The sequence below is a fragment of the Streptomyces sp. KLMMK genome (assembly GCF_036961605.1).
GTDB classification, from domain to species: Bacteria; Actinomycetota; Actinomycetes; order Streptomycetales; family Streptomycetaceae; genus Streptomyces; species Streptomyces telluris.
In genome coordinates this window covers 1-12,361 of sequence record NZ_JBAMDC010000195.1, presented here as the reverse complement: position 1 = coordinate 12,361, position 12,361 = coordinate 1, and the positions used below count along the sequence as shown (strand labels likewise).

The 12,361-nt window shown below is 70.5% G+C and carries 12 protein-coding genes; 11 read left to right on the top strand and 1 reads right to left on the bottom strand.

Features of this window, described 5'->3' with window-relative positions:
* From V7793_RS23850 to V7793_RS23820, 7 genes are all read left to right on the top strand, one after another.
* Positions 1-291 (top strand): hypothetical protein (locus V7793_RS23850; protein WP_336009709.1); only part of this gene is annotated, 291 nt, incomplete at its 5' end.
* A gap of 668 nt (positions 292-959) precedes the next feature.
* Positions 960-1,577, top strand: coding sequence for a carbonic anhydrase (locus tag V7793_RS23845; protein ID WP_336009706.1), 618 nt, complete (start codon positions 960-962; stop codon positions 1,575-1,577).
* A 35-nt stretch (positions 1,578-1,612) separates the two neighbouring features.
* Positions 1,613-3,100, top strand: a complete 1,488-nt coding sequence (locus V7793_RS23840; protein WP_336009704.1) for a SulP family inorganic anion transporter — start codon at positions 1,613-1,615, stop codon at positions 3,098-3,100.
* 146 nt (positions 3,101-3,246) lie between these two features.
* Positions 3,247-3,399, top strand: coding sequence for a hypothetical protein (locus V7793_RS23835; RefSeq protein ID WP_179082571.1), 153 nt, complete (start codon positions 3,247-3,249; stop codon positions 3,397-3,399).
* Between the two features lie 129 nt (positions 3,400-3,528).
* Complete coding sequence (locus tag V7793_RS23830) at positions 3,529-4,770, top strand: hypothetical protein (protein WP_336009701.1); 1,242 nt, start codon at positions 3,529-3,531, stop codon at positions 4,768-4,770.
* A 70-nt stretch (positions 4,771-4,840) separates the two neighbouring features.
* On the top strand, positions 4,841-5,347 hold the full coding sequence (locus V7793_RS23825; protein WP_336009699.1) for a hypothetical protein: 507 nt from the start codon (positions 4,841-4,843) through the stop codon (positions 5,345-5,347).
* A gap of 34 nt (positions 5,348-5,381) precedes the next feature.
* Entirely contained in the window at positions 5,382-6,704 is a 1,323-nt protein-coding gene (locus V7793_RS23820; protein WP_443057977.1) for an MFS transporter, read from the top strand.
* Here the strand turns inward: V7793_RS23820 and V7793_RS23815 are convergent.
* The gene (locus V7793_RS23815) at positions 6,647-7,417 is read right to left on the bottom strand and encodes a GntR family transcriptional regulator (RefSeq protein ID WP_336009696.1); all 771 of its coding nucleotides are present in this window, start codon (positions 7,415-7,417) and stop codon (positions 6,647-6,649) included. The two genes, V7793_RS23820 and V7793_RS23815, sit on opposite strands and share 58 nt — an antisense overlap.
* 241 nt (positions 7,418-7,658) lie before the next feature.
* Between V7793_RS23815 and V7793_RS23810 the strand changes: the two genes are divergently transcribed.
* The 4 genes from V7793_RS23810 to V7793_RS23795 all read left to right on the top strand — a co-directional run bounded on the left by V7793_RS23810 (position 7,659) and on the right by V7793_RS23795 (position 12,338).
* Positions 7,659-8,927, top strand: a complete 1,269-nt coding sequence (locus tag V7793_RS23810; protein WP_336009692.1) for an extracellular solute-binding protein — start codon at positions 7,659-7,661, stop codon at positions 8,925-8,927.
* Positions 8,928-9,019: 92 nt separating this feature from the next.
* The gene (locus tag V7793_RS23805) at positions 9,020-10,000 is read left to right on the top strand and encodes a carbohydrate ABC transporter permease (RefSeq protein ID WP_336009690.1); all 981 of its coding nucleotides are present in this window, start codon (positions 9,020-9,022) and stop codon (positions 9,998-10,000) included.
* Entirely contained in the window at positions 9,997-10,827 is an 831-nt protein-coding gene (locus V7793_RS23800) for a carbohydrate ABC transporter permease (protein WP_336009687.1), read from the top strand. Before V7793_RS23805 ends, V7793_RS23800 begins: the two co-directional genes overlap by 4 nt.
* A gap of 14 nt (positions 10,828-10,841) precedes the next feature.
* Positions 10,842-12,338: a glycoside hydrolase family 3 protein gene (locus V7793_RS23795; protein ID WP_336009686.1), complete on the top strand. Its 1,497-nt coding sequence runs from the start codon at positions 10,842-10,844 to the stop codon at positions 12,336-12,338.
* The last annotated feature ends 23 nt before the right edge of the window (positions 12,339-12,361 follow it).

Genomic DNA, 12,361 nt, shown 5'->3' with positions numbered 1-12,361 from the left:
CGGCGCGCGCACGTCTCCCTGGGCTGGGCGTCGGGCACGTCGGCCGAGTGCCGCTTCGCCTGGATCGGCGGCACCGAGCGGGACCGCCTCGACGTCACCGCAGGGGGCCGCTTCCTGTCGCTGGACCCGCTGGACGCGGAGCTCGGACCCGACCCGCACGTACCACTGATCGCCGACTTCGCGGCGGCGGTGCGGGAGGGGCGGGCGCCGGCCTGCCCGGTGACGGAGGCCGTCCTCGTGGACGACGTCATCACGGCGGCCTGCTGGGCGGCGCGTTTCCGCAACGCCTGAGCGGCTGTTGGCGGAACCCCGCGAGGCGGACGGGCGCAGGAAACAGCAGGTGCTGAAGTTGCTCGATGACGGCCCTATGTGACGGTCATTCACCTGCTGTTCACTCTGCGTTCACCATCCACCCGTGCGGGCCGCGCGGGCGGACGTTTCGCCGCCCGGGGGAGGGGTGCCGGGGGTCCTTGAGGGCGGCACCCCCTGAGCGATTAGCGCGATCATGACAACTCGTTCCGTCCGGCCGCTCATTGCCCGGTGCGTGATGCACGCGACCCCCTGTATCGCCGCCCGGAAAGCAGTTAGGTGTGTAATGCACGGGTAATGCGTTCCTCCGCATCTCGCAATGAAGACGCAGCTGGTGGGGTCCATGGTTGCAGCTGAGACGGAATCAATTCCTCCAAAATCTCTGGAGGAATCGAATAGTTCGGGACTGTACCAATCAAGCGTCAAGTGGCCTTCTGCGTCCGTTTTTTGACGAAAAATTTCTCTTTCACGAGGAGGTAATACACAGGTAAAGTGTTGGTCTCTGCAGTCGTGCACAATTGGCTGCAGGCGGACGGCGCCATGCCCCGAGGCTGTGGCACCGCCATGCCGCTCGCATGCTCGTCATGCTCGATCCGACCCGACCACACCGCGCCCGGCGTCATGCCGCAGAGCGCAGGAGGCAGGCCATCATGAAGTCCCTCATCGACAACGCGCGTTCCTTCGCCGCCACGCACGTGGCCGATCCGGAGCGTGCCGAGAGTTTCCGCGCCCTCGAGGCGGGCCAGTCGCCCGAGACGTTGTTCATCACGTGCTCCGACTCCCGTGTCGTGCCCGCGCTGTTCACCGGGGCGTCCCCCGGAGAGCTCTTCGAGCTCCGTACCGCCGGGAACATCGTCCCGGAATACCGCAGTGACGCCCCCTCGGGCGAGATCGCCACGATCGAATACGCGGTGCGCGTGCTGGGCGTCCGCGACATCATCGTGTGCGGGCACTCCCACTGCGGTGCCGTCACCGCCTTCGTCCGCGGCGACGACCTCTCGTCCGTCCCCGCCGTCCAGGGCTGGCTCGAGCGGGCCGTTCCCGCCGACGCCCCGGCCCGGGCGGTCGAAACCTTCACCCACGACATGGCGGAGGCCGTGCAGCGGCACTCCGTCGCCCAGCTGGAGACGCTCCGCTCGTACCCGTGCGTCCAAGAACGCATCGAGCAGGGCACGTTGGGGTTGCACGCCTGGTACTACGAGGTGCACACCGGCGCGGTCGAAGTCCACCTCCCCGAGAGCGACCCGGTGTCGTTCGGACCCCTGTGACCCGTCCTCAAGTGACCTCCAAGGGACCCTCACCCATGTTCTCCGCCCTCAAGCAGCCCGCCGTCCTGCGTCAGGACGCGCTCGCTTCGCTCGTCGTCTTCCTCGTGGCCCTGCCGTTGTGCGTCGGCGTGGCCGTGGCCTCCGGGGTTCCGGCCGAACTCGGCCTGATCACCGGCATCGTCGGCGGTCTCGTCGTCGGCTCCCTGCCCGGCAGCACGTTCCAGGTCAGCGGCCCCGCGGCCGGGCTGACCGTGCTCGTCTTCGAGGCCGTCCGGGAATTCGGCCTGGGCATGCTCGGCGCCATCGTGCTCGCCACCGGCGTGCTGCAACTCGTCCTCGGGCTGCTGAAGTTCGGCCGCTGGTTCCGTGCGATCTCCGTCTCCGTCGTGCACGGCATGCTCGCCGGCATCGGACTCGTCCTGATCTTCGGGCAGTTGTACACGATGGCCGGCGTCAAACAGCCGCGCTCCGGCCTGGACAAGATCGCCGGGATCCCCGGCCTGGCCGCCGACATCTTCACGGACAGCTCCGCCCTGACCGCCTTCGCGGTCGGCGCGGGGACCATCGCCGTGCTCGTCGTGTGGAAGAAGCTGCCCGCCAAGGCCCAGATGGTGCCGGCGCCGCTGGTGGCGGTCGCCCTGGCCACGGCCGTAACGGTGCTGGGCGGCCTGGACGTCGCCAACGTCGAGGTGCGCGGGCTCGCCGACGCCATCCAGCCGCCCGGGCTGAACGACCTGACGTCGCTGGGCGGCGTCGCGGTCCTCGGCACCGTCATCGCGTTCACCCTGATCGCATCGGCGGAGACGCTGTTCAGCGCGGCCGCGGTCGACCGCATGCACGACGGGCCGCGCACGCACTACGACAAGGAGCTGCTGGCCCAGGGCGTGGGCAACGCGGTGTGCGGCGTGCTCGGCGCCCTGCCCATGACGGCGGTGATCGTCCGTAGCTCCGCCAACGTCCAGGCGGGTGCGAAGACGTCGCTCTCCCGCATCCTGCACGGCGCGTGGCTGCTGCTCTTCGCCGTGCTGCTGCCGGCGGCGATCGGCGTCATCCCGCTGGCGGCGCTGGCGGGCGTGCTGGTCCACGCCGGCTGCAAGCTGGTGCCGGTGAAGGAGCTCGGCCCGCTGTGGCGCGAGCACCGCGGCGAGGTCGTCGTCCTCGGCGTGACCGCCGTCGCCATCGTGACGACCAGCATGTTCGAGGGCGTGGTGCTCGGCATCCTGCTGGCCGTGGTGAAGACGGCGTGGGACACCTCGAAGGTCCAGCTCGACGTCCGCGAGCTCACCGACGGCCGGATGGTCGCGACGGTGGTGGGGAACGCCACGTTCCTGCGGCTGCCCCGGATCCTGGAGACGCTGGAGGCCCTCCCGCAGGACCGGCCCATCGAGATCGACCTGTCCGGCGTGCGCCATCTGGACCACGCCTGCCGGACGGCCTTGGAGGGCTGGGCGGCCCGGCACAACGCCCCCGGCACCGAACCGGTGCTGATGCGGCATCCCGAGCCGGAGAAGGCGGCGGTGTAACCGGCCAACGGCGGTCGTGCCACGGCCAAGTGAGTGCGCGTCACTTGGTAAACCGTTGACACTGGCTTGGCCAACGCTTTACGGTCTGTTGCAGCGGCACAAATGCACTGTCATCGCCGCAATTCCTCACTTATCGGAGGCGCGTTATGGAAAAGCTCATCAAGAAGATGGCGCAGGAGAACGTCTGGCGCGGCTGGGTGGCCGCCAACTCGGCCCAGGCCGCGAAGGACGGCTGCATCAGCGCCGCCCCCAAGGCCGGCTGCATCAGCGCGGCGCCCAAGGCGGGTTGTATCTCCTGACGACCGGAGACTGACCGAAGCGAGCGGAGTGGACCGTGACCACCGTGTGTGCGCGGTCCACTCCGTGCGTACCGGCCCCGTCAGCGCCGTACGGGGCCTTCCGTTCTCCGAGCACTCCCGGGGTGGCACATGGATGGGCAGCCGACGGCCGGCGTCGTCGAGCAGATCAGGGACATACCGATCTACCGCGCGTCGATCGAGCGGGGACACTTCCCCGTACTCGAGAAACCCGAGATAGCCGACGGTTTCCCGGACAACTGGATGACTCCCGCCCTGGAGAAGGCGCTTGAGGCGGGGGAGGCCGAGTTCGTCCTCTCCACGGGCACCAACCACGCCCGGATGCAGATCATCCGGCCCCCCTACTTCCTGCTGAACTCCTACTACCGGCTGTGGAGCGAGCACCCCGACATCTCCGGCACCTGGGAGCAGGGCTGCCGCAGGGTCTCGCTGACCACGGTGCTGGCGACCGAGCACGTGGCACGGGTCAACGCCAAGAAGCGCGGGGCCGAGCCGAGCCCCGTTCCGGACCTGGACGACCGGCGGCTCGACGAGCGGACGCTCTACCTCAACCTCCGGCTCGACCCCGCGCTGTGGACGCGCGAAGACGTCGAGCGGATGCTCGGGGAGATCGAGACGGCCCGCCGGGAGCACCCCGAGGGCCGCTACCACCTGGACTGCTCCGGCTACCACCTGGCGCATCTGGTGCACAAGGCCCGGGCGTGGGGCCTGTGGGAGGCCTTCCCGCGGCCCGACAGCATCATCCACGCCTACGAATACACCCCGGCCAACGTCCGGCGGTACCTGCACGAGCACTTCGCCTGCCCGGTCATCGACCTCTTCGGCAGCACCGAGCTCGGCTACCTCTACTACAGCGACCGCCACGGCCGCTACCGGCCGTACCTCGACAAGATGAGCGTCGAGCTGATCCCGGTCGCCCCCGGCAGCACGCTCTACAGCCTCATCGTCTCCAGCGTCCGCAATCCGTACATGCCGCTGATCCGCTACCGCTCCGGCGACTGCGCGCGCACCCTCGACGGCACGCCGGACCCCACCAAGATCTCCAGTTTCTGCGGCCGGGAGAAGGAACTGCTCGCCGCGCCGGACGGGCCCGTGGCCCAGGGAGACCTCGACGAGCGCATCAGCGCCGCCGCGCCCGGGGTCTTCCTGCACCAGCTGCGCGTGGAGGACGGCGGCACGACGGCCCGGCTGCTGTACACGACCTTCGACGGCGATCCGCTCGGGCAGGCGCAGGGCGCGGCCCTGGAGCGCGGCGTCCGCGAGCTGACGGGGCTGCCGTGCGCCCTGGAGCACCGGGAGCACATTCCCATCGGGAAGTCCGGCAAGTACGCCTGGCTCGCACGCGACCTCTGACCATCAGGACTACGGGAACGGGACGAACCCCATCATGGCCACTACTCCGCAGCCGAACACGCCTTCGAACATGCCTCCGAAGGTCTCCGCCGACGACCTCAAGGCGCTCCTCGGCGAGCAGCTGCACGCCGAAGTGGTGCGGTACTTCACCGGCAGCACGGGCGGGGCGCCCGACTACGTCGAGCGCCAGGTCCTGGAGGCCCTGCGCTACCTCTACCTGGTCTCCGCCCACCGCGAGCGGCTCAGCGGCCTCTTCCTGCCGGTCGAGCAGGAGATCGACGAGATCTGGCACTACCTCATCCTGCAGACGCGCGAGTACCGGGAGCTGTGCGAGGAGCGTCTGCCGGGACGTTTCTTCATCCACCACCGCAGCATCGCCTACGAGGACTACCAGCAGGAGCCCGGCCGCGAGCAGGTCATCGAGGAGGCGCTGCGCTGGATCCCGCTGTACGTCGCGGAGTTCGGCCCGTTCGACGAGGGCGCGCTGCCCCACTGGACGATCGTGCGCTTCCTGCACCGGCAGCTGGACATGCCGCTGGAGGAGATAGCCGCGCTGGAGCCGATGCAGGCGGCGTAGCACGCCGTCCACCGACACGCAGGGAGAGGAAGCCATGGGCGCTCGGCCCGCCGCACCGGCCACGCACGGCACCCCGGGGAGCGCCACCGGCCCCGAACAGAAGCGGATCATGACCGTCCTGGTGATCTCCCAGGTCCTCAGCGGAGCGGGCCTCGCCGCCGGGATCACCGTCGGCGCGCTGCTCGCGGAGGACATGCTGGGTTCGACCGGCCTCGCCGGCGTACCCAGCGGGCTGTTCACCGCCGGCGCGGCGCTCGGCGCCATGGTCATCGGCCGCCTCAGCGAGCGCTGGGGCCGCCGGCCCGGCCTCACCCTCGGCCACGCGACCGCCGCCCTCGGCAGCCTCGGGGTCGTGGTGGCGGCCGCCGTGGACATGGTGCCGCTGCTGTTCCTCTCCCTCTTCGTCTACGGGGCGGGCACCGCCGTCAACCTGCTCGCCCGGTACGCGGGGGCCGACCTCGCGCCGCCCGCGCGCCGGGCCAGTGCGGTGAGCACCGTGCTCCTGGCCACCACGTTCGGCGCGGTCGTCGGCCCCAACCTGGTGACCGTCACCGGGGACGTCGCGCACGCCTGGGGCATTCCCCGGCTCGCCGGACCGTTCCTCCTGGCCGTCGTCGCCTACGCGGCGGCCGCGGTCGTCATGGGCACCTCCCTGCGGCCCGACCCGCTGCTGCGGGCCCGCGAACTGGCCGCGGCGGAGGCGGCCGAACGGGCCGCCGCGGGCGGTGCGGACGGGCCGGCCGGGGACGGCGGCGCGGGGGAGCGGGCCCACGTGCGCGGAGTGGCCACCGGGACGGCGGTGATGGTCCTCAGCCAGCTCGTGATGATCGGCATCATGACGATGACGCCCGTCCACATGAGCGCCCACGGGCACGGCACCCAGGCCACCGGCCTGGTCATCGCCCTCCACGTGGCGGCGATGTTCCTGCCGTCCCCGCTCACCGGCAGGCTCGTCGACCGCTTCGGCGCGCCGCGGATCGCCGCGGCCGCCGGGGTCACCCTGCTCCTGGCCGGGCTGCTCGCCGCCCTCGCCCCGCCGCACCAGGGCGCGGCCCTCGCCGCGGCGCTCGTTCTGCTGGGCCTCGGCTGGAACTTCGGCCTGGTCAGCGGCACCGCCATGATCACCGAAGCGGTGCCGCTCGCCACGCGCGCCTCGACCCAGGGCCTCGTCGACGTCGCCATCGCCATCGCGGGCTCCACCGGCGGGACGACCTCGGGCCTGGTCGTCGCCGGCAGCGGCTACCCGGCCCTCGCGGCCGGCGGCGGCCTGCTGGCCCTGGCGATCGTGCCGGTGGTCGCCTACTCCTCCACCGGCCTCCGCAGCCGCGCCACGAACTTGTACCGGTCGCCGCGGTAGACCGACCTGACCCACTCCACCGGCTCCCCCTGGGCGTCCAGGGAGTGGCGGGAGAGCATCAGCATCGGCAGGCCCACGTCCGTGCCGAGCAGGCCCGCCTCGCGCGGCGTGGCCAGGGACGTCTCGATGGTCTCCTCCGCCTCGGCGAGCCGGACGTCGTAGACCTCGGCGAGCGCGGTGTACAGCGAGGTGTACTTCACGAGGCTGCGCCGCAGCGCCGGGAACCGCTTGGCCGACAGGTGGGTCGTCTCGATCGCCATAGGCTCGCCGCTGGCGAGCCGCAGCCGCTCGATGCGCAGGACGCGGCCGCCCGTCGCGATGTCCAGCAGCTTGGAGAGCCGGTCGTCGGCGGTGACGTAGCCGATGTCCAGGAGCTGGGAGGCCGGCTCCAGGCCCTGGGCGCGCATGTCCTCTGTATAAGAGGTCAGTTGCAGCGCCTGCGAGACCTTGGGCTTCGCGACGAACGTCCCCTTGCCCTGGATGCGCTCCAGCCGCCCCTCCACGACCAGTTCCTGGAGCGCCTGGCGGACGGTGGTGCGGGAGGTGTCGAACTCCGCGGCCAGGGTCCGCTCCGGCGGCACGGGGGTGCCGGGGGGCATGGTTTCGGTCATGTCCAGCAAATGGCGTTTGAGGCGGTAGTACTTGGGAACGCGCGCGGTCCGCGCGCCGCCCGGCACGCTGCCGCTCTCGGCCGTACCACCGTCGGTCGCCATCGTCCGCCTTCCCGACTCCGATCCTGCTGCTGTCACCGGCTCCTCCGTCTGTCGCGGTCACATGGTGGCACGGGCAGAGCCCGAGGGGCCCGGAGACGCCCAGGTCGACCTCGAGGTGTCGGTCCGGTAACGGAGCCGACAGCGACTCTTATACACCCTTGACACCCCAAAAGGTCTAGGCCAAGCTGCGGGCACTGGTCTAAACCATTAAAGACCACATTCGGTCCTTGAGGAGAGTGCTGTGAAGCGAGGGCTCATAGCGGCGACGGGTGTCGCGGCCATGTTGGTGAGTGTTGCCGCCTGTGGGTCCGGCGACAGCGACAAGGGATCGGGCGACGGCGGCAAGGCCAAGAGCCTGACCGTCTGGTTCATGGACGGCTCGAACCCGCCGGGCTGGACCAAGTCCGTCCAGGCCGAGTTCGAACAGAAGACCGGTGCCAAGCTGGACGTCCAGATCCAGAAGTGGGACGGCATCCAGCAGAAGCTGACCACGGCCCTCTCCGAGTCCAACCCGCCGGACGTGGTCGAGGTCGGCAACACCCAGACCCCCTCCTACGCGCAGACCGGCGGCCTCGCCGACCTCGCGGACCTGAAGAAGGAGATCGGCGCCGACTGGTCCGAGTCCCTCAACAAGCCCGCGGTCTTCGAGGGCAAGCAGTACGCCGCGCCGTGGTACGCCGCGAGCCGCGTCGTCATCTACAACAAGAAGGTCTGGGCCGACGCGGGCATCACCGAGGTCCCCAAGACCCGCGCGGACTTCTTCAAGGCCCTGGAGGCCATCCAGAAGAAGGGCGAGGCCGAGCCGCTCTACCTGCCCGGCCAGAACTGGTACTTCTTCGACGGCCTGACCATCGGCACCGGCGCGGACCTGGTGAAGAAGGACGGCAAGAAGTGGGTGTCCAACCTCGCCGACCCCAAGGTCGCCAAGGCCATGGAGATCTACAAGCAGTACCAGGCCTTCAGCAAGGCTCCCAAGGACAAGGACGAGGCCACCCCGCAGCAGGCCGACATCTTCGCCAAGGGCAAGACCGGCGCCTTCATCGGCATGGGCTGGGAGGCGGGCACCGCCATCAAGGCCAACCCGGCCATCGAGAAGGACCTCGGCTACTTCACCATCCCCGGTGAGACCGCCGGCAAGCCCGAGGGCGTCTTCCTCGGCGGCTCCAACCTCGCCGTGACCGCGGGCAGCAAGAAGCAGGAGCTCGCCAAGGAGTTCCTGAAGATCGCGCTGTCCGACAAGAACGAGGGCGCGCTGGCCAAGGAGGTCGGCTCGATCCCCAACAAGGAGTCCCTGCTGGCGCAGGTGAAGGGCAACCCGGCCGCCGAGGCCGCGGCCCCGGCCGCCAAGGGCGGCGGCACCACCCCGCTGATCCCCGAGTGGGCCGCGGTGGAGAACGCCCCGAACCCGATCAAGGCGTACATGACGGCCGTGCTCAACGGCAAGTCCCCCGAGGAAGCCGCCAAGCAGGTCGAGGCGGACATCAACAAGCGCCTCAGCCGGAAGCAGTGACCCGACGGGCGGGCAGGGGGTCGTGAACGACGGCCCCCTACCCGGCCGCGCACCAAAGCAATACCGTTCGACAGGGGAGAAGGCGGACGACGATGTCAGCGCAGATCGAAGAGGCGGCGGCCACCGGGCCCGCCTCCCGGACCGGCAAGGGCGCCGCCCCGCCTCCCCGCCGCGGACCCGGCCGGCTCGTCCGGGGCACGCCGTATCTGCTGATCCTCCCCGCCGCCGCCGTCACGGTACTGCTGCTCGGCTGGACGCTGCTGAAGAACGGCCTGCTGTCGTTCCAGAACCTCGGCCCGCGCCAGCTGATCCAGCACCTCACCGAGTGGACCGGCACGGACAACTACGCCGAGCAGCTCGGAAGTTCCGAGTTCTGGGCCGTCACCGGGCGCTCGGTGGTCTTCACCCTCGCCAACGTCGTCCTCATCATGGCGCTGGGCTGCTTCATCGGCCTGCTCCTCGCCCGCCTCGGCACCGCCCTGCGGCTGATGCTCTCGCTCGGCCTCGTCCTCGCCTGGGCCATGCCCGTCGTGGCGGCGACCACCGTCTTCCAGTGGCTGTTCGACCAGCGGTTCGGCGTCGTCAACCACGTGCTGGACAAGCTCGGCTGGCACTCCATGGCCGGCTACAGCTGGACCAGCGGGCAGTTCTCCACCTTCTTCGTGATCACCGTGCTGATCGTGTGGCAGTCGGTGCCCTTCGTGGCCATCAACCTCTACGCGGCGACCACCACGATCCCCAAGGAGCTCTACGAGGCGGCCGCGCTGGACGGCGCGAACGCCCGGAAGCAGTTCACCTCGGTGACCTTCCCCTTCCTCAAGCCCTTCTTCCTGGCCACGACGTTCCTCGAAGTCATCTGGATCTTCAAGTCGTTCACCCAGGTGTTCGCGATCAACGAGGGCGGGCCGGACCGGCTCACGGAGACCCTGCCCGTCTACGCCTTCCAGGAAGGCTTCGGCAGCCAGCACTTCGGGATGGGCGCCGCCGTCTCCATCCTGACCATCGTGATCCTGCTGGCCCTGACTGCGTACTACCTGCGCCTGGTGCTCAAGCAAGAGGAGGACGAGCTGTGAGGCGATCGACCCTGGGCCGGATCTGGCCGGGAGCGACCGCGGTCGTTCTCTTCCTTGCGTTCGTGTTCCCCGTCTACTGGATGTTCAGCACGGCCTTCAAGGCCAACAAGGACATCGTCAGCGAGGACCCCGTCTGGTTCCCGGCCAGCCCCACCTTCGAGCACTTCGAGCGGGCGGTGCAGGCGGACGGCTTCTGGACGCTGGTGCGCAACTCCTTCACCGTCACCCTCGTCGCCGTCGCCCTGTCGCTGGTGATCGCCCTGTTCGCCTCGTTCGCCGTCGCGCGGATGCGGTTCAAGGGGCGCAAGAGCTTCATCCTGGTGATGATGATGGCCCAGATGGCCCCCTGGGAGGTCATGGCCCTCGCGTACTACATCATCGTCAGGGACGCGGAGATGCTGAACAGCCTCGTGCCGCTGATCGCCATCTACACCGTCATGGTGCTCCCCTTCACCGTCCTGACGCTGCGCGGCTACGTAGCCGCCGTGCCCAAGGAGCTGGAGGAGTCCGCGATGGTCGACGGCTGCACCCGCACCCAGGCGTTCATCAAGGTGATCTTCCCGCTGCTGGCGCCGGGCCTGATGGCCACCTCGCTCTTCGGCTTCATCACCGTCTGGAACGAGTTCCCTTACGTCCTGATCCTCAACAAGGACGCCTCGGCCCAGACCCTCCCCGTGTGGCTCACCGGATTCCGCACGGCGTTCGGCGACGACTGGGGCGCCACCATGGCCGCCTCCTCGCTCTTCGCCGTGCCCATCCTGATCCTCTTCGTCATCCTCCAGCGCAAGGCCGTCGGCGGCCTCACCTCCGGCGCAGTGAAGGGTTAGGGGCCCACTTCTCCATGGACACGGACACGCTCACACGCAACGCCCTCACCGTCCTGCAGCCCGGCTTCACCGGCACCGCCGCCCCGGCGTGGCTGCTGCGCCGGCTCGGCGAAGGGCTCGCCTCCGTCGGCCTCTTCGGCCGCAACATCACCTCGCCCGAGCAGCTCTCCAAGCTCACCGCGCAGCTGCGCGCCGAGTGCGGCGACGTGCTCGTCGCGATCGACGAGGAGGGCGGTGACGTCACCCGGCTGGAGGTGCGCACCGGCTCCTCCTTCCCCGGCAACCTCGCCCTCGGCGCCGTCGACGACACCGGGCTGACCCGGGCCGTGGCCCGGGAGCTGGGCCGCAGGCTCGCCGCGTGCGGCGTCAACCTCAACTGGGCGCCGTCCGCCGACGTCAACTCCGACCCGGACAACCCGGTCATCGGCGTCCGGTCCTTCGGCGCCGACCCGCAGCTCGTCGCCCGGCACACCGCCGCCTACGTCGACGGCCTGCAGTCCGCGGGCGTCGCCGCCTGCACCAAGCACTTCCCCGGGCACGGCGACACGGCCGTCGACTCCCACCACGACATGCCGCGCATCGACGCGGACCTCGCCACGCTGCGGGCGCGCGAACTGGTGCCCTTCCATGCCGCGGTCGCGGCCGGCACCAAGGCCGTCATGAGCGCGCACATCCTGCTGCCCGCGCTCGACGCGGACCTGCCGGCGACCCTCAGCCCGGCCGCCCTGCACGGGCTGCTGCGCGCGCCCGTCGCCGACGGGGGCCTCGGCTTCGACGGCCTGATCGTCACCGACGGCATGGAGATGCGGGCCATCGCCGGCACCCACGGGATCGAGCGGGGAAGCGTGCTGGCCCTCGCCGCGGGCGCCGACGCCATCTGCGTGGGCGGCGGACTGGCCGACGAGGACACCGTGCTGCGGCTGCGCGACGCGCTCGTCGCAGCCGTACGCGCCGGCGAGCTGCAGGAGGAGCGGCTCGCCGACGCCGCGGCACGGGTGCGCGCCCTGGCGCGCTGGACCTCGGGGGCGGGTGCGGCCGAGGAGGGGAACGCGCCTGCCCCCGAGGTGGGGCTGACCGCGGCCCGGCGTGCCCTGCGGGTGACCGCTTCGCCCGCGCACGAGCCCCTCGCCGGGCCCGCTTATGTGGCCGCCTTCACCCCGCTGGCGAACATCGCCGTCGGTGACGAGACCCCCTGGGGCGTCGGCGCCGAACTGGCCCGGCTGCTGCCCGGCACGGAGACCGGCACCTACGGCCATGACGCGGCCCATGCCTGCGACGTGCTCGCGGCCGCGGGCGGACGGCGGATCGTCGCCGTCGTACGGGACGCGCACCGGCACGGGTGGATGGCGGAGGCCCTGGACGCGCTGCTCGCGGCGCGGCCGGACACGGTCGTGGTGGAGATGGGCCTGAACGAGGCCCCCGTGCGCGGCGGTCTGCACATCGCCACCCACGGGGCGGCGCGCGTGTGCGGCGCCGCCGCCGCGGAGGTCATCGCGGGCGCCGGAGGCTGACGGCCGGTCCGGGAAACGCCGGA